Below are 26,409 nucleotides of genomic sequence, written 5' to 3'. Positions count from 1 at the left end.
CCTCAGGCGAGAAGCCGGTTGGCGCAGGCGATCACCGCGCGCAGCGCCGACTGCGTCGGATCGTCCGACCAGCCCATCGCCCACTCCTCGCGAGCCCCGTTGCCGCCGCGGACGAACGTGGCGGTCTCCCCGCCGGATCGCAGCTGATGAAACTTCAGGATCTCCAGTGGGATCCCGCGATCGTGCAGCATGGCGCTGAGCGCCGCGATCGGGCCGCCGGCGGCGGCGGTCGACGTGCTGATGCGCTCGCCGACGGCGATCATGGCGCGAAAGTTGCGGGCCTGCGGCCCCAGCCGTCGATCGTCATCGGTGCACTCCCAGTTACCTAAGCGGATCGGGCCGGCCGCGGGACCGTAGGTCGCGACGAAACGCGCCCGGGACATCGCGCCGGCCTGCTCTCGCAGACCGCGGGGCAGCGGGGCGCCGAACTTCTGCGCGAACCACACCGTGGCCGGGCACTCGCTGTCCGGGTTATCGGACGGGTCGAGCCGCTCGGGAAAGGTCTCGGGAAGAGTCTTGGGAAGAATCATCGTGCCGGTCTTCTTCGGTCGAAGTGGTGACCGACGGCAGTAGCTTTCCGACCCACAGCGGGGGGTCGGTCTGGGTCAGACCCCGCTGCGGGTGCTGGCTACTACTGCTCGATCGAGAAGACGCACGAGGCACGACGTTAGCCGATTAACCCGCTGACGTGCAAGTTTCGGCCGAGCGGGATAACGCGTCAACCCGTCTCGAAATTAGTCGATGATTTTGGTTTACTCGTGCCGAACAGTGGGTATGAGGCGGGAGCACCGCTCTTCAACGGCTGTGCAATTACCCCCTCGAAGGATGATGAAAGAAGGCTCATCATGAAGGAACGCACCATGAAAACCCTCAAAGCTGCCGCAGCGGCCGCGGGCCTCATCACGGTGTTAGTGGTACCGACAGGATGTGCTTCATCGGCGGCCGGGAGCGGCGGGCTCGTTGGCGGCGCTACCAGCGGGTGTACGGTCAGCGTCGGCGGCCTCTGCATCTAGCTGAAAGCGACGAGCGACCCCTCGGGACCGCGGCGTGGGGACGGTTCCCGGGGGTTGCTTGGCGTTCAGCCCGTGGGGCCGGCCGACGGCTCGAACCGCAGGTACGCCTGAATCGTCGTACCGCTGGCAGTGGTGTGGGTGCGGACCAGGTCCGAGATGGCGTTGACCAGGTATAGCCCCCGGCTGGCGGGACCGCACGGTCCGGGGTCCATTCGGCCCACCAGCGGATCCTCGAAACAGCCGGTGTCGCGCGCCTCGCATACCAGGTAGTCGTCGTCCCGCCAGAAGGCCAACTGGCAGGCGCCGTCGGTGTACATCAGGCTGTTGCTGGCCAGCTCGGTGGCCACCAGTTGCAGGTCCTCGATCCCGTCCTGGGACAAGCCAACCCAGCCCGCGTAGTTCACGGCGAAGGACCGAGCTGGGCTGAGGTCCGACGACTTCCTCACCGTGTAGGTGACGGCCCCCGGATTGCCGGGCAGCGGCCGGTTGCAACGCTGCAAGGCGGCATCCGGCGCGTAGTCGGCGCTGCGGCGGAGGGCGTCGCCGCTCCACAGCAAGGGGTGGGTGGCGCGGGCGTCCGCCAGCACGCCGTCGTCGAGCCGGCTCCCGTCGTAGAGGCACAACCCGGTCACCTGGTAGCCGTCCATGGCCCCGTTGACCAGTGCCTCGTGCTCCACGCAGGCGACCAGTTCCTCTTCGGTGCGCCCGGGCCAGGCGAGTTGACTGACGATCCGCACGCGCCGGTCGGGGTGTTCGTCGACGAAACATCCCTCCATCGCCAGCAGCCGGCTCGGGTTGCGGGCCACCTCCGTGATGTCCACCAAGCGCAGATCGTCCGGCGCCTCGCCGCCCACGCTCAGCGCGTCATGCAGCAACGCCACTTTGTCGGACGGCACCGCGACCAGCACCGCCTCATCCATCGCCTGCCCCTCGCTGACGAAGCGGGTCACGAAATCCAAATACTCTTGCTGGGATTGGTAGATGAGTGCGGAGTGGACGAAGCCCAACTTCCCGATCTCTGTGCCCGCGGTCACTCCAGCACTCTCGCTTTCGGTCACGAACGCCAACCCCCTGCTGGACCGGCCGTCTTGCTTCTCCCTCCCCAGTACCCGCGACGGGCCTTCGCTATACCGCGCTGCAGATCACATCTGCGACTGAAGTATTTGTCACAGCCACCAAGACGCGGCGGCGTCCAGATGACGCCGCACGCGATAGCGGGCCAGGCTGTCGTCGCCCGCCTCGATCGCGTCCGCGATTCGCAGGTGAGCGTGGTGGACGGCGAGGACGTCCGCCCAGGTCGGCGCCGCCTGCCCGGTGCTCGACCAGTGCCGCCGGAACAATTCGACGATGATGCGCAGGAACAAGTCGAGCAACGTGTTGCCGGCCAGCCGAGCCAGTCCGACGTGGAACCGGAACTCCTCCACCGCGGCGTCGCCCACATCACCGGACGTTTCGCAGACCTCGGACCGGTGGGCGGCCAGGAACGCGGCCACCTCCGATTCGCCGCGCCGCTTGACCGCCTTGGCGACGTTGTCGATCTCGATCGCCTCGCGGACGCGACGCAAGTCTTCGCGGTTCGGCTCGCGGTACTGCAAATACAAGGCGATGGTGTCGATGCTGGCCTGGGCCTGGGGCCGGGCGATGACGAGCCCGCCGCCGGGCCCGCGGCGCATGTGCGCGATCGAGTGGTATTCGAGCAGCCGTACCGCTTCGCGGAACACGGCGCGGCTCACCCGGTAGCGCTCCAGCAGGGCGGCCTCGGTGCCGAAGACAGCACCGACCTGCCAGCCGCCGGCCGCGATCTCGTCGCCGATCGTGGCGGCGAGCATCTCCGCCAGCTTGCCGCGGGGAACCTCGGTGGTGAGCCGCCGCGGCTTGCGGCGCCGGCTCGCGGTGCCGGGGTGATGGTGCTGCAGCCAGGCGGTCACGGCCTCGATGTGTCTTTCGCTGAGTGTCTTGGCCCGGGCGGCGTCGCCGGAAGTGACGGCCGCGACGATGTCGGAGTGGTCGATGTGCATCCGGTCGAGCGCCTCGATGGCCTCGGTGTCCGTGTCCGTCCGCGACTGCAGGGCGTATCGGGTGGTGAGCCGCATCAGGACGTCGATAAATAGTTGCAGGACAGGGTTTTTGGACTGTTCCGCCAGGGCTATGTGGAATTCGTCGCGCGGCGTCGGTAGCCCGGGTCTCCACTGTTGTTCGCCCCGCAGCACCGCCCGCAGCCGGGCGATGCCCGCTTCGTCGATCCGTTCGGCGGCCAGCGACGCCGCCAACGGCTCGAGCACCAGCCGCGCGTTGAGCAGGTCGCCCAGCGTCGTGCCGAGGTGTTCGAGATAAATGACGACGGCGCGGGTCGCCGGGCCGGCGTCGGGCTCGCAGATGATCAGCCCGCCGCCCGGACCGCGGCGCATCCGGGCGACCTGGTGGTGTTCGACCAGCCGGACGGCTTCGCGCAGCACCGAGCGGCTCACCCCGAAGCGCTCCTGCAGGGCGTGTTCGGAACCCAGCGATTCGCCGATGGCCCAGCCGCGGCGCACGATCTCCGCCTCGAGGTCCCTTGCGACCTTGGCAGCCAGCTTGGTCTCGCGGCCGGCGCTCACGTCAGCCCCAACGATGTTTTCGGCCAGGCGCTTTCAGCATGTGAGCAACATGCAGCCGGCCACGGGTCCACCGCCCACGGAGACGACGCCGACGTCCGGGCGCTGCGAGACCTGCCGCTCCCCCGCCTCGCCGCGCAACTGCAGACATCCCTCGTGCAGCGCCCAGTAGCCGTGCATGCGCCCGGCCGACAGTTGGCCGCCGTAGGTGTTCAGGGGAAGCGCGCCGTCGCGGGCGATCCGCGCGCCGCCCTCGACGAAAGGCCCGGCCTCGCCGTCGCCGCAGATCGCCAGGGCCTCCAGCCACGCGAGGGTGAGATAGGTGAACCCGTCGTAAAGCTCGGCGAGCTTGAGGTCGGACGGCTTCAGGTCCGTGCGCGACCACATCTGCGCCGCGGCGTCCGACATCGCCATCTTCGGATAGTCGGCACGGTGGAACCAGCCCCCGGCGCCGTCGGCGCCGCCGATCGCCTCCACCGCCACCGCGCGGTGCGGGCAATCACGCGCGTACTCCGCGTGCGAGACCACCACCGCGATCGAGCCGTCGATCGGGACATCGCAGTCCAGCAACCCGAACGGGGTGGACACCGGCCGCGCGCTCAGGTAGTCGGCCATCGTCATCGGGTCGCGGTACACGGCGCGCGGATTCAACGCGGCGTTGCGCCTGCCGTTGAGGGCCACCCAGCCCAGCTGCTGCTTGGTGGTCCCATACAGCTCCATGTGGCGCCGACAGTTGAGCGCCAGCCAGTTCGCGGCGGAGTAGGCGTTGGCCGCCACCAGGTCATTGACGTCGTCCATGGCGCCGACGGCGGGACGTTCGGCGCCCTCCCGCGTCTCGAACATCCGCGCGAGCGGCGGTGCGGGCGCGTCGTCCTGTGGCTTCACCGGGACCGTGCCCCCGAGCATCTGGATGGTCCGGTACACCACCACGTGGCGTGCGCGGCGCTCGGCGACCGCGCGGCACGCGGACATCACCGGGCTGAGCAAGCCGCCGGTGCCGAAGCCGGATCCGCAATCCGCCGCCTCGATCCGCAGTTGGGCGTTGACCTCCTCGGCGGGGGTGTCGCCCAGCGTCGCGATGCCGTCGATGTCGGAGGCGACCAACCCGGCGTCGTCGATGGCGGCCCGCACCGCTTCCATGGTCAGGTCCAGGCCCGCGATGCCCGTGCGACGGCCGATCCGCGAGATGCCGATGCCGGACAGGATCGCGTCCTTCTCGAAATGCGTCATGTACACCGCCCGTCATGCGTCGAATCAATTGAGTGTACTGTATTCGTCGTGTCGGACGAGCCGCTGCTCATCGAATATTGCGACGCCTGCGCGCGCTGGGTGCATCCGGCGACCGGCCAATGCCGCACCTGCGGCGGCCCGCTGGTCGCCCGGCCGGTCTCCGGGCGGGGCACCGTGTTCACTTACACGGTCAATCACCACCCGTATAACCCGGAGATCCCCGTCCCCTACGTGATCGCCATCGTCGAACTCGCCGAACAAGAAGGCCTGCGGGTGGCCGCCAACATCGTTGGCTGCGAACCCGATTCGGTCAAATGCGGCATGCCCGTCGAGCTGCAACCCGAGAACGGCAGCGCCGGGGCGCCGTTGTTCGCCCCCGCCTGACGCCCGCCATCAGTTGATCAGCGGGTCGCGCGGCATGCCGAGGATCCGCTCGGCGATCTGGTTGCGGGTGACCTCCGAGGTGCCGCCGGCGATCGCCATGCCGCGGGCCCCCATGGCCAGCCGGCCCACCACCGCGCCGGGGCCGTCCATCAGCGCGACCTCCGGGCCCGCCAGCGCCGCCCAGATCGCGGCGCCGTCCACCATGTGTTCGGCCAGCTTCAGCTTGGTGATGTTACCTTCGGGACCCGGGCCCGCTCCCTCGACGCTGCGTGCGGCGCGGCGCAGGTTCAGCAGCCGCAGCGCGTGGTCGTCGGCGAGGAAGGACCCGATCCGGATCGGCGCCCCGGCCAAGCGATCCGACTGCCGGGCGAGCTGCACCAGGGTGGACGCCAGGCCCTCGTAGAACGATCCGCTGCCGCCGATGCTGACGCGCTCGTTGCCCAGCGTGGCACGGGCGACCGTCCACCCCGAGTTGGGCGCCCCGACGACGTCCTCGTCGGGAACGAACACGTCGTTGAAGAACACCTCGTTGAATTCCGAGCCGCCGGTGATCTGCCGCAGCGGCCGCACCTCGACGCCCGGGCCCTTCATGTCGATGATCACGGTGGTGATGCCGGCGTGCTTGGGGGCTTCGGGGTCCGTGCGCACCGTGGCCAGGCCACGCGCGCAGTACTGGGCCCCGCTGGTCCAGACCTTCTGCCCGTTGATCTTCCAGCCGCCGTCCACCCGGGTGGCGCGGGTCTTGACCGACGCCGCGTCGGAGCCGGCCTCGGGTTCGGAGAACAACTGGCACCAGATCTCTTCTTGGCGAAGCGCCTTCTCCACGAATCTTTCGATCTGCCAATCGGTTCCGTGCTGGATCAGGGTGAGGATCACCCATCCGGTGATCGAGTAGTCGGGCCGTTTGATGCCGGCCGCGCGGAACTCCTCCTCGATCACCAACTGCTCCACCGCGTCGGCGGCGCGGCCCCAGGGCTTGGGCCAGTGCGGCATGACGTAGCCCGTCTCGATCAGCTTGTCGCGCTGCGCCTGTTTGTCCAGTTGCGCGATCGCGGCGGCGTCGGCGTGGATTTGGGTGCGCAGTTCTTCGGCCTCGGGCGGCAGGTCCAGGCTGTTCTCCCGCTTGGCGCCCGCGGCGGTGCGCTCGAAGATGTCCCGGGCCGGGGCGTCACCGCCGAATAGTGCCTGTATCACCAGCGCGCGGCGCAGGTGCAGATGCGCGTCGTGTTCCCAGGTGAAGCCGATGCCGCCGTGGACCTGAATGTTGAGTTCGGCGTTGCGAGCATAGGCCGGAAACGCCAGGGTCGCCGCCACCGCGGCGGCCAGCTGAAACTGGCCCTCGTCCTCCGACGCCGCGCGCGAGGCGTCCCACACCGCGGCGACCCCGGACTCCGCGGCCACCAGCATGTTCGCGCAATGATGCTTCACCGCTTGGAAAGTGGCGATCGTTCGCCCGAATTGCTGGCGCACCTTGGCATAGTCCACGGCGGCGTCCACGCAGTCGGCTGCGCCGCCCACCGCCTCGGCGGCGAGCACGGTCCGCGCGCGGGCCAGCACCGATGCTCGCGCGCCCGCCAGGACGTCGCCGGCACCGACGTTCACGTTTTCCAGGCGGACCCGTCCGGAGCGCCGGGTGGGGTCGAAGTTGTTCGGCACCTCGACCGATACGCCGGCGCGATCGCGTTCCAGCAGCAGCACGTCGTCGCCCGCCGCGACCAGCAGCAGCTCGGCCAGCCCGGCGCCCAGCACGATCCCGGCGTCGCCGTCGGCGATCCCGTCCTTGAGCCGAACCTGGCCGTCCAGTCCGATGCCCGCGGTGACGGTCCCGTCGATCAACCCGGGCAGCAGCCGCGACTTCTGTTCGGGGGTACCGGCTTTGGCGATCGCCGCTGATGCGATGACGGTCGGCACGAACGGCCCGGGCGCCACGGCGCGGCCGAGTTCCTCGACCACCACCACAAGTTCGGGCAGCCCGAAGCCGGAGCCGCCGTGCTCCTCGTCGACGTGCAGGCCGAGCCAGCCCAGCTCGACCAGGTTCTGCCAGAACGGGGGCCGGGACTCCTCGGCGGCGTCGAGCAGGGACCGCGCCGCCCAGCGGGCCTTCTGCGAGGTCAGGAACCCGCGGGCGACTCCGGCGAGTTCGCGATGGTCATCGGTCAGTGCGATACCCATGAGGGGCCCTCCTCGCTACCGGATGGGTAGCCGGCCCCGCTTCGAGGGGAAGCGGGGCGGCTGCCTAAAGAGTGTACTTAATGCGAGGAGGGCGGGCCGTGGGGGTGTTACTTGGGCGCGAACCGCTGCCCGGCGTCCAGGCGCAGGCACTGGCCGTTGAGCATCGGGTTGTCCACGATCGCCGCCACCAGCTTGGCGTATTCGATGGGGCGGCCCATCCGCTTCGGGAAGGCCGCGTCCTTGGTCAGGGCGGCCGCCATCTCGTCGGGCACCATCGAAGTGATCCCGGTCAGGAAGAGGCTCGGCGCGATGGCCAGCACCCGGATGCCCATCGAGCCCAGGTCGCGGGCCATGGTCAGGCACATGCCGGCGATCGCCGCCTTGGCCGCGGTGTAGGCGACCTGTCCGATCTGCCCTTCGAAGGCCGCGATCGACGCGGTGTTGATGATGACGCCGCGCTCCTCGTCCTCGGGCTCGTTCTTGGCCATGTGGGCGGCGGCGAGCCGGCTGATGTTGAAGGTGGCGATCAGGTTCAGGTCGATCACGGACTGGAACGATTCGAGGTCGTGGGGACCGGACTTGGTCAGCGTCCGCTTGGCGATGCCGCCGCCGGCGGTCGTGACCGTGACGTGCAGGCCGCCCAGCTTGTCGACGGCGGTCTGCAGCGTCTCCTCGGTGCCCTTGAAGTCCGTGACGTCGACCGGATAGAACGCGCCGCCGATCGCTTCGGCGACGGTCTTGCCGTCGGAACCCTCGCGGTCGAGGACCGCGACGTCCGCCCCGCGCTCGGCCAGCAGCTCCGCGGAGGCACGACCCATCCCCGACGCGCCGCCGATGACGACGACCTTCTTCCCGTTGATCTCCATCCGGACCTCTCCTTTGTGGCGTGTCAGAATCCCTGAAAACTGTAACGTTACGTAGGCACGCTAGCGTGTCCGTCCTTCAGGGTTGACCCCGCCTTGTACAAGAGCCATGCCAAGCTGATTTCGTGCTACTCCTCGACGTCGCGACGACCTCACGGGACGTGGGCGGCACCTCGTCGCGGCTGGGCAAGGTGGACCACATCGCCGGCCTGTTGCGTCGCGCGGCGGCCGAACCCGACGCCGTCGCGATCGTGGTGTCCTGGCTCTCGGGTGAGCTCCCCCAGCGCCAGATCGGGGTCGGCTGGGCGTCTTTGCGGTCGCGGCCGCCGCCGGCGTCGCATCCGACGCTGACGGTGGCCGGCGTGGACGCCCGCTTTTCGGAGATCGGGGCGGTGTCGGGCAAGGGGTCGCAGTCGCGGCGCGCCGAGTTGATCGCCGGCCTGTTCGCCGCCGCGACCGACGCCGAGCAGGCCTTCCTGCTGCGGTTGCTCGGCGGGGAGCTGCGGCAGGGCGCGCTGGCCGGGGTCATGGCCGACGCGGTGGCCCGGGCCGCCGACCTCCCGGTCGCGGCGGTGCAGCGCGCCGCGATGCTGGGCGGGGACCTGCCGGCCGTGGCGGCCGCCGCCCTGGGCGGCGGGGTCAGGGCGCTGGACGCGTTCGCCCTTCGGGTGGGCCGGCCGGTCGGCCCGATGCTGGCGCAGAGCGCGACCGGGGTGGCCGACGCGCTGGAACGCCACGGCGGCGCAACGATTTTCGAGGCCAAGCTGGACGGCGCCCGGGTGCAGATCCACCGGGCCGGGGACGAGGTCACCGTCTATACCCGGAGCCTTGACGACGTCACCGCCCGGCTGCCCGAGGTGGTGGAGGCGACGCTGGCCCTGCCGGTGCGCGACCTCATCGCCGACGGCGAGGCGATCGCCCTGCGTCCCGACAACCGCCCGCACCGCTTCCAGGTCACCGCGTCGCGGTTCGGCCGGTCGGTCGACGTCGCGGCGGCCCGTGCCGCACAACCGCTTTCGGTATTCTTCTTCGACATCTTGCACCGCGACGGCGCCGACCTGCTCGACGCACCGACCGCCGAGCGGCTGGCCGCCCTGGACGCGCTGGTGCCGGCCGCGCAGCGGGTCGATCGGTTGCTCACCTCGGACGCCGCCGAGGCGGCCGGCTTCCTCGACGCGACGCTGGCCGCCGGCCACGAAGGCGTGCTGGCCAAGGCGCCGGACGCGCCGTATCAGGCGGGCCGCCGCGGTGCGGGGTGGCTGAAGGTCAAGCCGGTGCACACGCTCGACCTGGTGGTGCTCGCGGTGGAGTGGGGATCGGGGCGCCGAAGCGGCAAGCTCTCCAACATCCACCTCGGGGCGCGCAACCCGGCGACCGGCGAATTCGTCATGGTGGGAAAGACTTTCAAGGGCATGACCGACGCCATGCTGGTCTGGCAGACCGCGCGGTTTCGCGAACTCGCCGTCGGCGGGACGGAGGGTTACGTCGTGCGGCTGCGGCCCGAGCAGGTGGTCGAGGTGGCGCTGGACGGTGTCCAGAAGTCCTCGCGCTACCCCGGCGGCGTGGCGCTGCGGTTCGCCCGCGTACTGCGCTACCGCGACGACAAAGGCCCGGCCGAAGCCGACACCATCGACACCGTGCGGGCGCTGTATTAGGACGGGCGGAGTTCGCTTCCCGCGCGTAGGGTTTTCGGCCGTGGCAGTCAAAGAACACGACAAAGACGTCAGCTACATCCACACCGACGACGAGCTGCCGCCCGTCGCGATCGTCGACCGTTCCCCCATCACCGCCCGGCACCGAATCGTATTCGCGGGCGTCGCGCTGGTCGGTGCCGTCGCGTGGGCGATCATCGCGTTCGCGCGCGGCGAGACGGTGAACGCGGTCTGGTTCGTGGTCGCGGCGATCTGCACATACGTCATCGGCTTCCGGTTCTATGCCCGGCTGATCGAGATGAAGATCGTGCGCCCACGTGACGACCACGCCACCCCGGCGGAGGTGTTCGAGGACGGCACCGACTATGTGCCCACCGACCGGAGGGTGCTGTTCGGCCATCACTTCGCCGCCATCGCCGGGGCCGGACCCCTCGTCGGCCCGGTGCTGGCGGCCCAGATGGGCTACCTGCCCTGCAGCATCTGGATCATCCTCGGCGCGGTGTTCGCCGGCGCGGTGCAGGATTACCTGGTCTTGTGGATCTCCACTCGGCGGCGGGGACGTTCCCTGGGCCAGATGGCCCGCGACGAACTCGGCGCCACCGGCGGCGCGGCCGCCCTCGTCGGGGCGTTCGTCATCATGGTGATCATCATCGCGGTGCTCGCGCTGGTCGTGGTGCGCGGCCTGGCCCAGAGCCCGTGGGGAGTGTTCTCCATCGGCATGACGATCCCCATCGCGCTTTTCATGGGTTGCTATCTGCGGTTTTTGCGTCCCGGACGGGTGGCGGAGGTGTCGCTCATCGGGTTCGTGCTGCTGATGCTGGCCGTGGCATCGGGCAATTGGGTCGGCGAAACATCCTGGGGCGCAACATGGTTGAGCGTCGCTCCGACGACGGTGGCGTGGCTGATCATCGGCTACGGTTTCGTGGCATCGGTGTTGCCGGTGTGGTTGCTACTGGCCCCGCGCGATTACCTCTCCACCTTCATGAAGGTGGGCGCCATCGCCCTGCTCGCGGTCGGCATCTGCCTGGCCCGGCCGCTCATGCAGGCTCCGGCGATCTCACGGTTCGCGGCCGGCGGCGACGGGCCGGTGTTCCCCGGCTCGCTGTTCCCGTTCCTGTTCATCACGATCGCGTGCGGCGCGCTGTCCGGGTTTCATGCGCTGATCTCCTCGGGGACGACGCCCAAGCTCCTGGAGAAGGAAAGCCAGATGCGGCTGATCGGCTACGGCGGCATGCTCACGGAATCCTTCGTCGCCGTCATGGCGCTGATCAGCGCATCGATCCTCGACCAGCATCTGTACTTCACCCTCAACGCCCCGGTGGCCCAGACCGGCGGCACCGCGGCCACCGCGGCGGACTACGTCAATCGGCTCGGCCTGTCCGGTACGCCGGCGACCGCCGACCAGCTCACCCAGGCCGCGCACGGGGTCGGCGAAAAGTCGATCGTGTCGCGCACCGGCGGGGCGCCCACGCTGGCATTCGGCATGGCCGAGGTGTTGCACCGGGTCTTCGGCGGGACGGGCCTCAAGGCGTTCTGGTATCACTTCGCGATCATGTTCGAGGCGCTCTTCATCCTGACCGCCGTCGACGCGGGTACACGCGTCGCACGTTTCATGCTGTCCGACGCACTGGGCAACCTCGGTGGTCCGCTGGCCAAGCTGCGCAACCCGAGCTGGCGGCCGGGCGTCTGGCTCTGCAGCCTGGCGGTGGCCGCCGCCTGGGGCAGCATCCTGCTGATGGGCGTGACCGATCCGCTGGGTGGGATCAACACGCTCTTTCCGCTGTTCGGCATCGCGAACCAGCTGCTGGCGGCGATCGCGCTGACCGTCGTCACCGTGATCGTCATCAAGAAGGGCCTAGTGAAGTGGGCGTGGATTCCCGGGATTCCGCTGCTGTGGGACCTGACGGTCACCCTGACCGCGTCCTGGCAGAAGATCTTCTCGGCCGATCCCAACGTCGGCTACTGGACGCAGCACTTCCACTACCTGGCGGCGAGAAGCGCCGGCAAGACGTCGTTCGGTTCGGCCAAGAACGCCCACCAGCTCGACGACGTCATCAGGAACACCTTCATCCAGGGCACCCTGTCGGTTCTGTTCGCGCTGGTCGTCGTCATCGTGTTGATCACTGGAGTCGCGGTGTCCTACAGGGTGATTCGCGGCGGTGGCCGGCCCCTGACGGAGGATGAGCCGATCCCGTCGAAGTTTTTCGCGCCGTCGGGTCTTGTCCCCACGGCCAGCGAACGCGCGGTGCAGAGGCAGTGGGATGCGGCCAGAACGGTTGCCGCCGAGAGAACTTGACCTAAACCGGATCGAACCCGGATACCAGCCAGCGACCGCCGACCTTGTCCAGTGTGACGCGGACGCTGGATGCCGTGTAGGCGGGCGCCTCAGCCCCGACGATCGTGGTCTGGTCGACGAAGAGCAGGACGACACCGTGGTCGGGCCCCGCCGACACCGACGCCGCAGACCGGACGGTCGCCACCGCGGAGATGTGCTTCTGTTTCGAGCCGGGGATCACCACTTCGCGGGTCAGCGACGTGTAGGCGTCTTTGAACCGCCCGGTCAGCCGGTCACGAGCGGCGCCGAGGTCGCGCTCGACCGTGTCGGGTCGGTAGGTCAGCAGGGCGGCCGTGGCATCCCGCGCCGCCTGCGTAGCCTCGATGCGACCGCGATCGGCATCGGTGACCGACGAGCCCTGCCACTTCAGGAAGCCGGCCGCAGACGCAAGCGACAACGCCAGCCCCGGTATCAGACCGTATGCCAGCACCCGCGACCAATCGATGCGGTCGGCGCTGCGGCGCAGCCTAATTCTCATCGCACGAACTCCACATTCGACACCTTCGCCACCCCGCCCACCTTCAGTACGGAAAGCCGCATTCGCCAGGCGTGCGGCTCCTGTTCGGCCACACCGGCGTTCGACGTGTGGACCGTGACAGCCACCAGGACTTCCGCCCGGTCGCCGGACTGGGATTCGATGCCCGCTTCCGTCACGGTTCCAACGGACTTGGACTTGGTCCGCAACACCACGTCGATGAACGGCTGCGAGCGTTTGGAGAAGTTGTCGTAGAGTTGGCCGGTCGCCCCGGCCAGAATGCGCTGCACGTCCGCGTCGGCTTCGCGGAAGTCAACCGTGGTGAGGTTGAGCGCACCTTGGCGACCGGCCTGCAGGAAAAGCGTGCGCTGCTCCTGCGCTTCGTGCCCTCGGTACGCGCGCAGGCCGACCCACCCGACCAGCCCGATCAGCGCGGCCACGATGACAAGTCCGATGGTCAGCGTCAGCCGAACCGGGGCGGCGCCGCGCGACGGCTCCTCCGTTTTCGACTCGTCGACTTCCGCAGGGAGCTCGGTCAATTCGGCGGTAGCAACATCGTCTGCCATGTGCGCTCCTTTCCCCCGGGGGTGGCCAAGTCGGATTGCGTGTAGACATGCCCGTCGGGGCCGACGTAGGTGCCGGTGGCCGGGTCGTACTCGGCGGCCGCAATCGGCATGGGGTCGGGGGGCGGCGCAGGTGGTACCGGTGGGCGCGGCTGCGGGACGGGCTGGCCCGAAAGCGTCGCGTTCGGGTCGCCTTTCCAGTTGTAACCGTCGTTGAGCGGAATGTAGGTTTCGTCGCTGACGCACATCTGCACCGTCGGGGCGCGTTTGCCCGGGCGTCCCACGCACGGGGTGTTGCGAACGCCACGGACGTTCTGCGGGGAGTCCTGTGGCACCCGGCAATACAGGTCGCCCGCGGGTCGGTCCGGGTAGTCGTCCCACGACGGAACTCGCTGCTGTTGCGCCGGCAGAAAGCCGGTCAGACACGGTGGCGGCAGGTTCAGTCGCAGGTTGAAACTCAGGAAGGCGCCCTTGTAGCCCTGTTTGGTGTTCCTGTTCGGGACATTGATCGCCTGAATCGTGGCCACCGCCTGGGGAAGAAGGACCAGCAGCTGCTCAATGCCGGCGTGATAGGTCAGCGCCACCTGCCCGACACCGATCAGGTTGGCGAGCAGGACCGGCAGGGTCGGGTTTACCCGATCCAGGAGCTTTCGCACTTCCCCCACGGCGGGCCCGCCTTGCTCGAGCACCTGCCGGACGGCGGTGTCGTTTTTCTGCACCCCCCGGGTGAGGTCGGCCAGGTGCGCGGCCCACGCCTGTACCGCGTCCGGTGTGTCGGTCTGCGCATCGAGCACCGGCTTGGAGTCGTCGATCAGGGTGAGCAGCGCACCGAGATTCTTTCGCGCATCGATGGACAGCGAACTGGCGCCCGCCACGAGCCGGGAGATGTCGGGGCCGAGCCCGCTGACGGCCGTGGAGGCCTCGTCGACGACGGTCTTGAGGTCCTCACGGGGGACCGACTCCAAACCACGGTTCGCCGCATCCAACATCGTGTCCAGGTCGGGCGGCACCGACACGCGATCCGGGCGGATCACGTCGCCGTCCCGCAGCGGCGGAGAAGCCCTGCGTGGCAGCAGGGCAACGTACTGCTCTCCCACCGCCGACTGACTGTGCACCTGCGCATCGAGATCCGACGGGATGTCGATCCCCGACTTCAGCGAGAGCACCGCCACGACGCCGGTGTTGGTGAGACGCACGCTGTCGACCCGGCCGACTTCGGTGCCACGATAAGTGACGTTGCCGCTGGGGTACAGACCGGCGGCCTGCGGCAGCTCGACGGTGACGCGATAGCGGCCGATGCCGAACATGGCCGGAAGCTGGATGTAGCCGAACACCATCACCGCGCCGCCGACCAGCGCGACGACCACAAAGATCGCCAGCTGGATGAGGATTCGTCTCGACAAGGGCGGCACGTCAATGCCCCTGATCCCAATGATACGGCGCGACAAGCGGATTGCCGGCCGTGTACGGACTCGGCATCTGGCCGATCGTCCGGCCCCACTGCAGTTCCAACTCCGTCAAATTGCCCTCGAACCGAGTGCCCGTGAGGAAGGACGCGTCGAGTCGGCTGAGCGTGAGGTCGATGATGGCGGTCAGATTGGCGTAGTCCCCGCGGGCCCACTTGCTGATGGTCTCCTTCGGGAACGGATAGGTGGCGAGCAGGCTCAACGCGCGGGTCATCGCGGGGCCGGCGTTGGCCAGCGATTCCAGCACCGGCGCAAGGTCGTTGAGCTCTTTGACCAGAGTGTCCTTGGTCTGGCGTGCCGAATCGGCAACCAGCGCACTGAACTTGCCGAACTGATCGAGCGCCTCCACCAGAGTCTGCCGCTCGTCGGCCAGGGTGCGAAGCGCGGCCGGGATGGTCGTCAGCGCCCTGTCCATCACCGGCCTCTGATCCGCGAACTGACCGACCAGGTTGTTGAGGCTCTCGGCGGCGGCGATGATGTCACCGGTCTGGTCGGCGACGTGGCCCGTGAAGGTGTCGAGCTGAGTTATCAGGCTGCGCAGGTCATCGGCACGGCCGGCCAGCGCGGTGCTCAGTGCCTGGGTGATGTCCTGAATCTGCCCGATCCCGCCGCCGTTGAGCAACAACGAGATGGCGGCGAGCGTCTGCTCAGTCGACGGGTAACTGCCGGCCGACGACAGGGAAATCAGCGAGCCCTCCTTCAGCCTGCCCCACGGTGGGACGTCGGTGGGCGGCGCCAGCTCGACATGCAGGGAACCCAGCAGGCTGGTTTGCCCGATCGTCGCGGTCGCGTTGGCCGGCAGGTCGACATCGCCGTCGAGCCGGATGGTCAGCAGCGCATGCCAGCCCTGCCGCTCGATCCTGGTGACGTTGCCGACCGTGACGTCGCCGACTTGCACTCGCGAGTTCTGTTCCAGGGTGCCCACGTCAGGCAGTTGCGCCTGAATCGTGAACGCCCCGGGACCGCGTCCGGCGGTTCCCGGCAGCGCTACCGAGTTCAGACCGCGCCAACCGCAGGCCGCCGGCGCGACCATCGTCAGCGCCGCCAGCAACCCCACCACGGCGCGACGCAGGCGGGCGCCCGTCACGGTCCGTCCCCCGTCGGCAGCATCAATCCGCGCAGGCCGTCGGCGGGATTGGTCGCGTGCACCTGGGCCGGCGCGGACGGCAGGCCGGGAATTCCCATCGGATTCGGCTGCGGCGGAACGTAGTCCGGCCGCATCCAGTCCTCGCTGTAGGTCACCTCATTCGGGCGTGCCGTGGCGCCGACCACCAGGTTCTCACCCAGTGGGGGGAAGTTGTACTGACGATTCTTGATGATCGGCGCCAGGTACTGGACGCACAGCTTCGCCGACTGGTCCCATCCCAGGCGCGACGCCGCCTGTATCGCCCCGCACAGGAAGGCGACCGGATTGGCGAAGTTGGCGAATGCCGGCGCACCGCTCAGGGTGCCCTGCGCGGGCTGATAGATGTTGATGAAGTTCTGTAGCTCGGTGGGGGCGATATGCAGCGCCTGCCTGATGTCGTCGAGGCTGTTGTTCAGCGCGGTCGACACCGACGCCAGCTTGTCGGAAGTCGTGCCCAGCGCTTCGCGGTTGTCGGCCACGAAGGTTCGGACGTCGCCAACGACGTCGGAAAGTGCCGTGACTGCGTTAGCGACCTCGTTGGGATCATTGGTCAGCAGGCCGGTGACCGAGGCCAGATTCTGATTCAGCTGCCGCATCAGGTCACCGCTGCTCTGCAACGCCGAAACCAGGATCGACAGGTTCTTCACGGTGCTGAACAGATCCTTGCTGTGGTCGCCCAGCGCTGAAACCGCTTGGGAAAGCTTGACGATGGTGTCGCGGATGTTCACTCCCTGGCCGCGCAGATTGTTCGCGGCGGTCGTCACGAGCGATCCGAGCGGGCTGAGGCCGCCGCGGGTCGGCTGCAGCATCTGGGTGAGCTTTTCCAGGTCCTGACGCAGGTCGTCCCACTCCACCGGGACCGCGGTGCGCGCCTGCGGAATCACGGCGCCGTCTTGCAGCCGCGGTCCACCGGTGTAGGCGGGGGTCAGCTGGATCGCCCGCGCGGTAACCAGCGACGGCGAGAGGATCACGGCCTTGGCATCGGCGGGCACCTGGTATCTGGCCTCATACCAGAAGGTGATCTTGACGCGCTCGGGTTGCGGCTCGATCTTTTTGATGTGGCCGACGGCCACCCCCAGGATGCGCACCTCGTCGCCTACGAAGATGCCGTTGCTGTTGGCGAAGTAGGCGACGACCGTGGTCCTGCTGCTCGCCGTCGACGAGCGCCACAGCACCGAGGCGCCGGCAAGGAGGCTCAGCACCAGCACGGCGGCCAGGCCGATTCTGGCGTTGTGGCGGTTCATCTTTCACCGGCTTTCGGCGGTGAAGGCGATTCCCCCGGCGCCGGCACGTACACCGGCGACGGCGAAGGCGGCGCCGGTGGTGGGGCCGTCTGCCCCGGGGCGAGCGGTGGCGGCCCCGGCGGCGGTCCACCCGGCGGCGGCGCGGGGGGCGGCTCACGGTAGGGGTAGCGCGGGTCACCCGGCTTGCCGATGATCGCGTCCGGGAGGTTCAGCCTCGGCTCGCCGCCCTGACCGGTGCGGGGGAACGGTACCGGCAGGGCAGGTGTTCCCGGCTGGCCGACCTGCGGATCGGAGAGTTGTGACGGCAGCAGCACATTCGGGTCCAGGCCCAGATCGGAGAACGCGGCGTCGACGAAGGGCTGGATGAACTGACCAGGGATCAGGTTGGCGATGTAGAAGTTGAACCATGGACCCGTGGACATTGATTCGCCGAGCGACAGCGCATAGTCATCGAACTTCTTGATCGCCTGTCGCACTCGTTCTTTGCGGTTGTCGACGATCGCCAAGACCTCGTTGAGCTTGTCCAACGCCGGCTTGAGTGTCTGCCGGTTGTCGGCGATGAACCCCTTGATCTGCCGGCTCATCGCCGCGATGTTGCCGGAGATCTGGTCCAGCGCGCGGCTCTGGCCCTGCAATTGCACGAGCAGCGCGTTGCTGTCGGCGATCAGACGGGCTATCTGGTCACTGCGCTGCGACAACACGGTGGTCGCTTTGTTGGCGTTGGCCAAGAGATTTCGCAATTGCGTGTCCCGGTCACTCAATGTTTGTGAGAACCGCGCGACACCGGCCACCGCGATCTTCAGGTCGGCCGGGGTGTCGGAAAAGGTGTCCGCCAGTACCGCCAGTGATTCGGACAACCGGTTGGTGTCCATCCCGCTGATCGCGGCGCCGAGGTCACCGAGCGCTTCGGGCAGCTGATAGGGCGCATGGGTGTGCTCGAGCGGGATCGGCCCGGACAGCCTGCCGTCGCCGCGGGTGGTGATCTCCAGGATCTTGGCGCCCAGCAGGCTCTTCGTCTTGATCGACGCCTCACTGCGATCTCCGAGCCGGATGTGCTTGTCAACCTCGAACGTGACGAGCACCCGTGGACCGTCCAGCGCGATGCTGTCCACCGTGCCAGCTTTGACGCCCGAAACCTGCACCGCGGCACCCGTTAACAGCCCGCCCGCTTCGGCGAAGTATGCCGAGTATCCCCTGCCTGATTTGAAGAAAGGGAGCTTGCTATAGGTCAGCGACGCCGCCACCGCGCCGGCGACGACCACGACGCCGATCGCGCCGACGACGAGGGGATTGCGTTCGGAGAAGTACTTCATCGCGGTGTGCACCTTCCCGAGGGCTGGCCGATCACCTTGACGTAAACCGGTTGCCCGCCTTTGCCATTCAGCTTGAAGAGCATCTCGCACAGATAGAAACTGAAGAAGTCGCCGTACAGGCCCTGCCGGTTCAGCATCTGGTAGGCGTCCGGCAACGTGTTGAGGAAGTCGTCGAAGTAGTCTCGATCGGACAGGATGAGGCCACCCGCCCGCTCGCCGTCGCTGAGGATCTTCGTGAGGGGCGCACGGCCTTTCGCCAGGAGATCGGCGATCGAACCGGCTGCGGCATTGGCATAGGCGATCCCGTTGCTGATGTCTTGCTTGCGGCCGGCGAGCGTCGCCAGCAGCTGGGACAACGAGTCGACGGTCTTTGCGAACTGGGCGCTTTGGTCTCCGAGCGAGCCCAGAACGGTGTTGAGGTTGATGATCACCTGACCGATGAGCTGGTCCCGGTCCGCCAGGGTGTTCGTCAGCGCGGCGGTGCGCGACAGGACGGAGCCGATCGTTGCACCCTCGCCCTGGAATGCTTTGATGAGCTCGCTGGACAACGTGTTGACCTGGTTGGGATCCAGCGCGCGGAACAACGGGCGGAAGCCGCCGATCAGCGCATCCAAGTCCAGCGCCGGCGACGTCCGAGCCAGCGGAATCGTGTCGCCGGGCCTGAGTTGCCTTGTGCTACCGGGACCTTCCTGTAGGGCAAGGTAGCGGCCGCCGATGAGGTTCTGGTAGCGGACGACCGCCTTGCTGCCCTCCGTCAGCACCACGGTGCTGTCGGCGCTGAAGTCGACGACCGCGGTGCCGTCGTCCTCGACCGAGATCTTGCTGACCTTGCCGACTTCGACGCCCGCGATGCGGACGAAGTTGCCGACCTCGAGGCCGGACACGTTGCTGAACCGAGCCTTGTACGGCAGTTCGTTGCCGAACCGCAGTTGCGCGAAGATCGCCAACATCGCGACCAGGCCCAGGGTGCACACGACCATGAAGATCGCCAGGCGCCAGATCGCGCCGAGCAGGTTCTCCTTCATAGCGGTGCTCCTGGTTTACCTGAGTCGGCTGGCCGTCACGGCGCAGGCGGGGGTGGCGGTGTGGGGGTGGGCTGCAGCTGTGCGGGGGCCGGGATCACGGCCGGCTCGGATCCCGGTGGCGGGGAACCGGGTTCGGGCGGTGCGCCCGGCGGTGGCGCCGGCGGCAGACCCGGGTACAGCGGTGTCCCGTCTGGGGCGTATTGCGGCGCGCCGTACGGCGGCGCCCCCGGGTACGGGATCGGGCCGGGCGCGGGGCCGCCCGGATAGCGGATGCTGGGCGGTTCGGGAATCCCCCGGGTGACGGGCAGGTAGTCGGCGTATCCGGGAAAGGCGATTCCGGGGTTGGGCCGGATATCCAGGCCGGTCCCCCAACCGGTGTTCGTAATCAACTCACGCAGTGGCCAATTCGCGGCGACATCCGGCAGCGATCCGCAACCCGGCTTACCGCCGGGCCCGCCCCTGGCGCCCACGATCGGAAGGTTCTGCGGGTACCGGTATTGGTCTGCACCGAACAAAGGCGTGCTGTCGATGATCAGCGAGTAGCCGTTGGCGCCACCCATCGCGTCCCGGTACCCGGTATCGAGGGCGGTCTTGGCGCCGACCAACATGCACGTCAAGGCGGGGTTGTATTTCATCAGCAGGCTCGTCGTGGGTTCGAGCAGATTCACTGCCCTGATGATGTTGTCCCTATTGGGGCCAACGAGGTTGATACCGCTCCGAGAGAGGCCGATGACGCCGGTGAGCAGCGAGTCCAGGGCGGATGAGTCATCGTTGACCGTGCCGCTGGTGACGCTGGCCGCGTCGAGCACCCGCAGTATGTCCTGCGCCGCAGGACCATAGGTGTCGCCGACACGCTTGACCGCCCGCATGTCCGCGCGGACGGCCTCGGCCCGCGGATTGATCTCGCGCAGTACCTCGTTCGCGTCGGTGATGCCCTGGCCCATGATTGCGCCGCGCCCGCGCAAACCCTCGGCCAGCGCGGACAGGACGCCCTGAAGCTTGGCCGGGTCGATCTCGTCCAGCACCTTGACGAGGTTGGCGAACATGGTGTTGACCTCGGTGCCGACGTTCTCGACCCTGATCACCGCTCCGGCCGCCAGGCGCTTGGAGGCGGGCCGGCTCGGGTAGACGAGGTCGACATATTTGCCGCTGAACAACGTCGTGGCCCTGATGCGGGCACGCACGTTCGCAGGGATGTACTTGACCTGGTCCGGGTAGAGGTCCAGCCTGAGGCTGACTTGTTCCTTCCCGGTGGTGATCTCGGCGACCCGGCCCACCTGCACCCCACGCATCTTGACCTTGCCGCCACGGTCCATCACCAGTCCGGCCCGGTCGGATATCACCGTCACCGGCACATACGACTTGAACGACCCGGAGTAGAAGGCGGACGTCAACACGATGGTGCCGAGGGTGGCGACGACCAAAATCAGTGTCCACCACGCGGGATGCATGCCCTCCGAGCGCGATTCCGACATATCCCTACCCCGAGAGATTGAAGTGGCCGGACTGGCCGTGAACGGAAAGGGAGATCGCCAACACGATCAGTGTCAACACGATGAGGGAAGTGCGAACCGAGTGACCGACCGCCCGGCCGACGCCGGCCGGGCCGCCCGAGGCGGTGTAGCCGTAATAGGTGTGCACAAGCATGACGGCGCTCGCCGCGGTGATCACCGTGACGAACGACCAGAGCAAGTCGGTCGAATTGAGAAATGTACGGAAATAGTGGTCGTAGACCCCGGTGGACTGGCCATAAATGCCCGTCGTGCCGAACCGGGCCGCCTGAAACGCACATACCACCGCCACGCAATACAGCGGGATGACGACGACAACGCCCGCGACCACCCGGGTCGAGACGAGGTAGGCGACGGACCGCACCGCCATCACCTCGAGCGCATCGATCTCGTCGGCGATCCGCATCGCGCCCAATTGCGCGGTGGCGCCCGCGCCGATGGTCGCGGCCAGGCCGACGCCGGCGACCGCCGGTGAAATGATGCGTACGTTGACGTAGGCGGAGATGAATCCCGTCATCGCCTCAACGCCGATGCCCGACAGCTGGTTATAGCCCTGTACCGCGATGACCGCGCCGGTCGACAGGGTCAGGAAACCCACGATCACCACCGTGCCGCCGATCACCGCGAGCGCGCCGGTGCCAAGGCTCATCTGGGCGACGAGCCGGATGATCTCCTTCCCGTAACGAGAGAAGGCCGTCCGCATCTCGGTGACCGCCATCGAGTAGAACTTCACCTGCGCGCCAACGCGATTCCAGCCGGCGGCGGCGCGGCCGGCCGCTTGCAGCAGCCAGTCGAATCGCCGGTGTGTCGCGCTGCCGGCGGTCATTGTGGACCCGTGTAGTAGACGGCTGTCACCACGATGTTGATCACGAACAGGGCGATGAACGAGTACACGACGGTTTCGTTGACGGCGTTGCCGACGCCTTGCGGGCCGCCGCCGACGGAAATCCCCTTGTAGCAAGCGATCAGAGCGGCCGCCATCCCGAACAGCGCCCCCTTGACCAGACCGAGGATGAGGTCGGGCAGGTGGGTGAGCAGCGTCAGACCCGCTGCGAAGGCGCCCGGGGTGACGTGCTGAACGAAGACCGAGAAGAAGAACGAACCGGCCATGCCCACCAGGGTCACCAGCGACACCAGGGACACCGCGACGACGGTGGCGGCCAGCACCCGGGGTGCGGCCAGCCGGCGAACCGGGTCGACGCCCATCACCCGTAACGCGTCGAGTTCGCCGTGGATGGCACGCGCTCCCAGGTCGGCGCACATCGCCGTGGCCCCCGTGCCGGCGACGACGAGAACGGTCACGACCGGTCCGATCTGGGTGACCGAGGCGGTCGCGGCGCCCGTGCCGGAGAAGTCGGCCGCCCCGAACTCGACCAACAGGATGTTCATGGTGAAAACGACGAGCACGGTGAACGGGATCGTCAGCAACAGCGTCGGAATGATCGACACCCGCGCCACGAACCAGGTTTGGAAGAGAAGCTCACGCCATGCAAAGGGCAGCTTGAATATCGCCACGAATGTGTCGAGCGACATGGCGAAGAAATCGCCGACCGACCGGAGGGGTTTGGTGACGGACTCTGAGGACATCACGGCAAATCCCTCCCCCGGCCCGAAAATATGGCCGTCGCGACGCGCGTGCGGCCAACAGGGGGTCGCTTGTGGGGAACCGTACAACACGCGTCCAACCCGTGCGGACGAATTCGCGATGTTAGCCGCCCGGGCGCCAAATGCGCTCGGAGTAAGGATGATTCATGGCCGCACAAATGGCTGAGATATTGGGCCGGTGTTGTCATTGCGGCACGGGTCCAGTCGGCGGAACGTATCCGGCGGCCGATTGTCGTAGCTGCCAGATCTGGGCGGGGCACAATTCGCCGACGGCCTGGCTGATCAGATACGAGGCCTGGTACTCGTCGGGGTTGCCGAAGTCCTCCTTGACCTCCCTCATGATCTGCGCGTAACGCTCCCCCGCCCGCACCTTGCCGCAAATGCCGTCCCCGTATGCGAGGGCGGCGTCGGCGTTGGGAAAGTTGTAGCCCGGGCGCACCGTCACGTTGACGAGGTAGGCCACCGCATCAGCCCGGGCTGGGGGCGGACCGGTGCACAGCAGGGCCGCCACCGCCGCAGCAGGACCGGTCAGCCGGCGAAGATTCATCTCGGCGCCCGAACGCCGGGTGCGCCGTACACGGCGACCACCACGCTGCGGTCCAGGCTGTTCTCGGACCACACCCCCATCTGCGTGTAGGCACAATTCCGCATGATCGCCAGGTAGGCGGGGTTGCCGTACCACTGGTTGATGACATCGAGCCCGCTGATCGCCAGCGCCGGATTGATCGCCACGGTCTCGGCGACGCTGCCCCCGTAGCCCGCGGCAACCGCGCGGTCCTGCGGAGTCGAGCCGTCGGAACCGATGTCACCGTCGAGCGCGCGGTTGACGAGCACATCGTCGGTGTGCCATTGCGCCGCCAGTTGCAGTTGCGGATTGATCCGCACGTCGTTGGTACATCCGGCGTTGTGCTGGACGGTGTAGACGTTGGCGACGACTCCGTCGTTGAGCCGCTTGTTGTCCGCGTTCGCCAGTGGCGTGCAGGCGAGTGCCGCGCCGCCGAGGAGAACGGCGCAGCAACGAACGGCCTCGCGCAATTTCACGCGACCCCGCGCCGACCGCCGGGTTCGGAAACCCATTGGCGCGCTTGTTCAGCCTCCGCCTTGGAAAACGTACGGTACTTCCCGGGCCAGAGAAAGCCCAGAAGTTCGGTGAATTTCGCCACGTGTTTCACCCATTGCACGTCGCTGACGATCGCGCACCGGTCCCAGTCGAAATAGTGGTCGACGCCGAATTTCGAGTCGGCCCATACCGCAGTCGGGTCAAGAAGGGTTAAGTCAGGCGCGATTTCGCAATATATCCGGACTTTTTTGTGCCGGGTCAGTTTGTCTTCGAAGCTGGGTATCAGCACCGCGTCGTAATCGGCCTTGGTCACGTGCCCATGAATGGCGAACGCGGCCACGTCGTCGGGAAAGCCGTTGAGGATCTCGATCACGGGGGCCTCCTGAAACAAACGCAATCTTTTCGATGCGGTCATCGTCGCTGCGTCGAGCACGGCGGCCTAGGGGCCAAAGTCATCGGAAGAAGCGACCGGTGGCCGTCAACTCGAGGACTTGTCCGGCCGCGGCGCGCCGGCCAAAAAGCTTGTTTCAAGCCCCCAGCGCGGTCCTAAGATTGCGCGATGAGGGTCGGCATCGACTTTGGCACCACGCACACCGTCGTTGCGGCCGTCGACCGGGGCAACTACCCGGTCATCTCCTTTGATGGGGTCGACGCGTGGCCGTCGATGGTCGCGGCCAACGCCGCCGGGGAGCTGCGGTTCGGCGCCGAGGCCGCCGCGGTGCGCCACGACCCGGGGTGGTCGGTGCTGCGGTCGTTCAAACGACTACTCAACGAGGCCGGGCCCCAGACCGAGGTGAGCCTGGTCGGCCGCAGCCATCGCCTGGCCGACCTGCTCACCGGCTTTTTGGCCCAGCTGAAAACCGACCTGCTGCGCCGCTCCAACGCCAGCCTCATCGCGGGGGAAGACATCGAGGCCGCGATCAGCGTGCCGGCCAACGCCTCGAGCGCCCAGCGCCTGCTGACCCTCGACGCCTTCGTCGCGGCGGGTTTCCACGTCGCGGCGCTGCTCAACGAGCCGTCCGCGGCAAGCCTCGAATACGCGCACCGGTACCGCTCCACGATCACCGCCAAACGGGAGTACGTCCTCATCTACGACCTGGGCGGGGGCACCTTCGACGCGTCGCTGCTCAAGATGACCGGGCACGCGAACGAGGTCGTCATCAGTGAGGGCATTCAGCGCCTGGGCGGTGACGACTTCGATGAGGCGATCGTCGAGCTCGTCCTGGCGCGCTCGCAGCTGTCCGGCGTGGACGCCGCCGCCCGTGAGCTGTTGCGGGAGGAGTGCGCCGCCCGCAAGGAGGCCGTCGGGCCGCAGACGCGCCGCTTCCTGGTGGACCTGACGGGGGTCGACGGCACCGACCGGCCCCCGTTCTCGTGCCCGGTCGACGACGTCTATGCGGCGTGCGCGCCGCTCGTCGACAAGACGATGCGATTGCTCGACCGCGTCTTGCGCAATTCGGCCGGCGGCGGCCGCGACGTGACGTGGTCGGAGGTCGCCGGCATCTACGTGGTGGGTGGCGCGGGCAGCTTCCCGCTGGTTTCACGGATGCTGCGCACCACCTTCGGCGACAAGCGGGTGAAACGCTCGCCGCACCCGTTCGCGGCCACCGCCATCGGTCTGGCCGTCTTTCTCGACAAGGAGTCCGATTTCGCTCTCTCCGAACGCTTCTCGCGCAACTTTGGGGTGTTCCGGGAGGCGGAAGCCGGTGCGGGTGTCGTCTTCGACCCGATCGTGTGTAAGGACGTCCCCCTGCCCGCCGACGGGCACACCCCGCTGGTGGTGAAGCGCACCTATCGGGCCGCGCACAACATCGGCCACTTCCGATTCGTGGAGTGCAGCCGCCTGGTCAACGGCCGGCCCGACGGCGACGTGACGCCCTACGACCCGGTCCTCTTCCCGTTCGACCCTGCCCTGCACGACAGGAACGATCTCGGGCGGCAGCCGGTCGGCCGGTGGCGCGACGGGCCCGACGTCGAGGAGCGCTACGTCATCGCCCCCAGTGGCGCGGTGGAAGTGACCCTGACGACGCAGCCGGCCGGATTCAAGCGCACCTTTCGCCTGGAGCGCCACGCCTCCGCGAGCGCGTGACGCGGGCATGGAGCTCTATGACGTCATGCGAACGACTTTCGCGGCGCGCGAATTCACCGACGACCCGCTGCCCGACGAGGTGCTGGGACGCATCTTCGACAACGCCCGGTTCGCCCCGAGCGGCGGCAACCGGCAGGGCGCGCACATCACGGTGGTGCGCGACCCGGACACCCGCCGCCGGCTCGCCGAGCTGGGTAGGGCCGCCGCCCGCCGCTACTTCGCTCAACTACAGGCGGGTGAAAACCCTTGGAATTCAGTCCATCCCAGCGGTGTGCCACCGGACGTCATCGACCGGACCGAGATCCCCGATACCTTCGTCGCGCCGATCACCAAAGCGCCGGTCGTCCTTGTGATTTCGGTCGACCTGACCGTCGTCGCCTCGATCGACCAGGACTTGGACCGTGTCGGCCTGGCCGGCGGCGCATCGGTGTACCCGCTGATCTGGAACGTTCTGCTGGCCGCCCGCAGCGAGGGGTACGGCGGCACCATCACAACCATGGCCATCGCCGCCGAAGACCAGCTCCGCCGCCTGGTGGGAATCCCCGACCTGCACGCGGTCGCCGCCGTTGTGCCCCTTGGCAAGCCGGTGCGCCAGCCGACCAAGCTGCGCCGCCGCCCGGTCGCGGAATTCGTGACTCACGACCGCTTCGACGGTCCGGCATTCGAGGGCTGAGGGCCTGTCGCCGGGC

At 67.9% G+C, this 26,409-nt stretch carries 24 protein-coding genes; 5 read left to right on the top strand and 19 right to left on the bottom strand.

The genetic code is table 11. From position 1 onward, the window contains the following. Positions 1-2 precede the first annotated feature (2 nt). From G6N51_RS26540 to G6N51_RS26525, 4 genes are all read right to left on the bottom strand, one after another. On the bottom strand, positions 3-530 hold the full coding sequence (locus tag G6N51_RS26540; RefSeq protein WP_083175150.1) for a 2-isopropylmalate synthase: 528 nt from the start codon (positions 528-530) through the stop codon (positions 3-5). A gap of 548 nt (positions 531-1,078) precedes the next feature. Beyond that, a complete protein-coding gene (locus G6N51_RS26535) occupies positions 1,079-2,071 on the bottom strand; it encodes an anti-sigma factor RsbA family regulatory protein (protein WP_083175212.1) in 993 nt (330 codons plus the stop codon). A gap of 108 nt (positions 2,072-2,179) precedes the next feature. Beyond that, the gene (locus tag G6N51_RS26530) at positions 2,180-3,610 is read right to left on the bottom strand and encodes a FadR/GntR family transcriptional regulator (protein ID WP_142275211.1); all 1,431 of its coding nucleotides are present in this window, start codon (positions 3,608-3,610) and stop codon (positions 2,180-2,182) included. Between the two features lie 33 nt (positions 3,611-3,643). Next, on the bottom strand, positions 3,644-4,837 hold the full coding sequence (locus G6N51_RS26525) for a thiolase family protein (protein WP_083175208.1): 1,194 nt from the start codon (positions 4,835-4,837) through the stop codon (positions 3,644-3,646). A 48-nt stretch (positions 4,838-4,885) separates the two neighbouring features. Here G6N51_RS26525 and G6N51_RS26520 point away from each other — a divergent pair, with 48 nt between their 5' ends. Further along, positions 4,886-5,221: a Zn-ribbon domain-containing OB-fold protein gene (locus G6N51_RS26520; protein WP_083175144.1), complete on the top strand. Its 336-nt coding sequence runs from the start codon at positions 4,886-4,888 to the stop codon at positions 5,219-5,221. Between the two features lie 9 nt (positions 5,222-5,230). Here the strand turns inward: G6N51_RS26520 and G6N51_RS26515 are convergent, their stop codons facing one another. Both G6N51_RS26515 and G6N51_RS26510 read right to left on the bottom strand, forming a co-directional pair. Then, a complete protein-coding gene (locus tag G6N51_RS26515) occupies positions 5,231-7,393 on the bottom strand; it encodes an acyl-CoA dehydrogenase (protein ID WP_083175141.1) in 2,163 nt (720 codons plus the stop codon). 107 nt (positions 7,394-7,500) lie between these two features. Continuing rightward, positions 7,501-8,259 (bottom strand): SDR family NAD(P)-dependent oxidoreductase, encoded by a 759-nt coding sequence (locus G6N51_RS26510; RefSeq protein WP_083175139.1) that lies wholly within the window; start codon positions 8,257-8,259, stop codon positions 7,501-7,503. A 122-nt stretch (positions 8,260-8,381) separates the two neighbouring features. Between G6N51_RS26510 and G6N51_RS26505 the strand changes: the two genes are divergently transcribed. Then, positions 8,382-9,911 carry an ATP-dependent DNA ligase gene (locus G6N51_RS26505; protein WP_083175136.1) on the top strand — a complete coding sequence of 510 codons (1,530 nt, stop codon included), beginning with the start codon at positions 8,382-8,384 and terminating at the stop codon, positions 9,909-9,911. Between the two features lie 40 nt (positions 9,912-9,951). Further along, positions 9,952-12,204: a carbon starvation CstA family protein gene (locus G6N51_RS26500; RefSeq protein WP_083175133.1), complete on the top strand. Its 2,253-nt coding sequence runs from the start codon at positions 9,952-9,954 to the stop codon at positions 12,202-12,204. A gap of 1 nt (position 12,205) precedes the next feature. Here the strand turns inward: G6N51_RS26500 and G6N51_RS26495 are convergent, their stop codons facing one another. The 13 genes from G6N51_RS26495 to G6N51_RS26435 all read right to left on the bottom strand — a co-directional run bounded on the left by G6N51_RS26495 (position 12,206) and on the right by G6N51_RS26435 (position 24,004). Continuing rightward, positions 12,206-12,688: a hypothetical protein gene (locus tag G6N51_RS26495; RefSeq protein ID WP_083175203.1), complete on the bottom strand. Its 483-nt coding sequence runs from the start codon at positions 12,686-12,688 to the stop codon at positions 12,206-12,208. 29 nt (positions 12,689-12,717) lie between these two features. Next, positions 12,718-13,284, bottom strand: coding sequence for a mammalian cell entry protein (locus tag G6N51_RS26490; protein ID WP_083175131.1), 567 nt, complete (start codon positions 13,282-13,284; stop codon positions 12,718-12,720). Further along, on the bottom strand, positions 13,254-14,693 hold the full coding sequence (locus G6N51_RS26485) for an MCE family protein (RefSeq protein WP_083175128.1): 1,440 nt from the start codon (positions 14,691-14,693) through the stop codon (positions 13,254-13,256). Before G6N51_RS26485 ends, G6N51_RS26490 begins: the two co-directional genes overlap by 31 nt. A gap of 1 nt (position 14,694) precedes the next feature. Then, positions 14,695-15,819 (bottom strand): virulence factor Mce family protein, encoded by a 1,125-nt coding sequence (locus G6N51_RS26480; RefSeq protein WP_269475050.1) that lies wholly within the window; start codon positions 15,817-15,819, stop codon positions 14,695-14,697. A gap of 11 nt (positions 15,820-15,830) precedes the next feature. Continuing rightward, positions 15,831-17,117: a virulence factor Mce family protein gene (locus G6N51_RS26475; protein ID WP_083175126.1), complete on the bottom strand. Its 1,287-nt coding sequence runs from the start codon at positions 17,115-17,117 to the stop codon at positions 15,831-15,833. Continuing rightward, entirely contained in the window at positions 17,114-18,430 is a 1,317-nt protein-coding gene (locus G6N51_RS26470) for an MCE family protein (RefSeq protein WP_083175194.1), read from the bottom strand. Before G6N51_RS26470 ends, G6N51_RS26475 begins: the two co-directional genes overlap by 4 nt. Continuing rightward, positions 18,427-19,455: an MCE family protein gene (locus G6N51_RS26465; RefSeq protein ID WP_083175124.1), complete on the bottom strand. Its 1,029-nt coding sequence runs from the start codon at positions 19,453-19,455 to the stop codon at positions 18,427-18,429. The genes G6N51_RS26470 and G6N51_RS26465 overlap by 4 nt, the downstream gene beginning before the upstream one ends. Before the next feature lie 35 nt (positions 19,456-19,490). Continuing rightward, complete coding sequence (locus G6N51_RS26460) at positions 19,491-20,930, bottom strand: MCE family protein (RefSeq protein WP_163750841.1); 1,440 nt, start codon at positions 20,928-20,930, stop codon at positions 19,491-19,493. Positions 20,931-20,934: 4 nt separating this feature from the next. Then, positions 20,935-21,792 carry an ABC transporter permease gene (locus G6N51_RS26455; RefSeq protein ID WP_083172653.1) on the bottom strand — a complete coding sequence of 286 codons (858 nt, stop codon included), beginning with the start codon at positions 21,790-21,792 and terminating at the stop codon, positions 20,935-20,937. Then, a complete protein-coding gene (locus tag G6N51_RS26450) occupies positions 21,789-22,553 on the bottom strand; it encodes an MlaE family ABC transporter permease (RefSeq protein ID WP_142275009.1) in 765 nt (254 codons plus the stop codon). Before G6N51_RS26450 ends, G6N51_RS26455 begins: the two co-directional genes overlap by 4 nt. A 202-nt stretch (positions 22,554-22,755) precedes the next feature. Then, positions 22,756-23,118 carry a DUF732 domain-containing protein gene (locus tag G6N51_RS26445; RefSeq protein WP_083172649.1) on the bottom strand — a complete coding sequence of 121 codons (363 nt, stop codon included), beginning with the start codon at positions 23,116-23,118 and terminating at the stop codon, positions 22,756-22,758. Next, positions 23,115-23,612, bottom strand: coding sequence for a CAP domain-containing protein (locus G6N51_RS26440; protein ID WP_142275008.1), 498 nt, complete (start codon positions 23,610-23,612; stop codon positions 23,115-23,117). The genes G6N51_RS26445 and G6N51_RS26440 overlap by 4 nt, the downstream gene beginning before the upstream one ends. After that, a complete protein-coding gene (locus tag G6N51_RS26435) occupies positions 23,609-24,004 on the bottom strand; it encodes a SpoIIAA family protein (protein WP_083172670.1) in 396 nt (131 codons plus the stop codon). Before G6N51_RS26435 ends, G6N51_RS26440 begins: the two co-directional genes overlap by 4 nt. A 186-nt stretch (positions 24,005-24,190) precedes the next feature. On the opposite strand from G6N51_RS26435, the gene G6N51_RS26430 reads away from it, so the two are divergent. After that, entirely contained in the window at positions 24,191-25,720 is a 1,530-nt protein-coding gene (locus G6N51_RS26430; RefSeq protein WP_083172647.1) for an Hsp70 family protein, read from the top strand. 7 nt (positions 25,721-25,727) lie between these two features. Next, entirely contained in the window at positions 25,728-26,393 is a 666-nt protein-coding gene (locus G6N51_RS26425) for a nitroreductase family protein (protein WP_083172645.1), read from the top strand. Positions 26,394-26,409 lie beyond the last annotated feature (16 nt).

Origin of the sequence: Mycobacterium paraseoulense, assembly GCF_010731655.1 — a bacterium.
Taxonomy (GTDB): Bacteria; Actinomycetota; Actinomycetes; order Mycobacteriales; family Mycobacteriaceae; genus Mycobacterium; species Mycobacterium paraseoulense.
The sequence above is the reverse complement of the archived record's forward strand: the minus strand, read 5'-3'. Positions and strand labels throughout refer to the sequence as shown.

Excerpts from the sequence above, each read along its gene's own strand:
- G6N51_RS26525 (WP_083175208.1), bottom strand. The coding sequence starts at position 4,837 with ATGACGCATTTCGAGAAGGACGCGATCCTGTCCGGCATCGGCATCTCG.
- G6N51_RS26455 (WP_083172653.1), bottom strand. The coding sequence starts at position 21,792 with ATGACCGCCGGCAGCGCGACACACCGGCGATTCGACTGGCTGCTGCAA.
- G6N51_RS26475 (WP_083175126.1), bottom strand. The coding sequence starts at position 17,117 with ATGAACCGCCACAACGCCAGAATCGGCCTGGCCGCCGTGCTGGTGCTG.
- G6N51_RS26430 (WP_083172647.1), top strand. The coding sequence starts at position 24,191 with ATGAGGGTCGGCATCGACTTTGGCACCACGCACACCGTCGTTGCGGCC.
- G6N51_RS26540 (WP_083175150.1), bottom strand. The coding sequence starts at position 530 with ATGATTCTTCCCAAGACTCTTCCCGAGACCTTTCCCGAGCGGCTCGAC.
- G6N51_RS26470 (WP_083175194.1), bottom strand. The coding sequence starts at position 18,430 with ATGAAGTACTTCTCCGAACGCAATCCCCTCGTCGTCGGCGCGATCGGC.
- G6N51_RS26515 (WP_083175141.1), bottom strand. The coding sequence starts at position 7,393 with ATGGGTATCGCACTGACCGATGACCATCGCGAACTCGCCGGAGTCGCC.
- G6N51_RS26425 (WP_083172645.1), top strand. The coding sequence starts at position 25,728 with ATGGAGCTCTATGACGTCATGCGAACGACTTTCGCGGCGCGCGAATTC.
- G6N51_RS26510 (WP_083175139.1), bottom strand. The coding sequence starts at position 8,259 with ATGGAGATCAACGGGAAGAAGGTCGTCGTCATCGGCGGCGCGTCGGGG.
- G6N51_RS26445 (WP_083172649.1), bottom strand. The coding sequence starts at position 23,118 with ATGAATCTTCGCCGGCTGACCGGTCCTGCTGCGGCGGTGGCGGCCCTG.
- G6N51_RS26450 (WP_142275009.1), bottom strand. The coding sequence starts at position 22,553 with ATGTCCTCAGAGTCCGTCACCAAACCCCTCCGGTCGGTCGGCGATTTC.
- G6N51_RS26460 (WP_163750841.1), bottom strand. The coding sequence starts at position 20,930 with ATGTCGGAATCGCGCTCGGAGGGCATGCATCCCGCGTGGTGGACACTG.
- G6N51_RS26465 (WP_083175124.1), bottom strand. The coding sequence starts at position 19,455 with ATGAAGGAGAACCTGCTCGGCGCGATCTGGCGCCTGGCGATCTTCATG.
- G6N51_RS26490 (WP_083175131.1), bottom strand. The coding sequence starts at position 13,284 with ATGGCAGACGATGTTGCTACCGCCGAATTGACCGAGCTCCCTGCGGAA.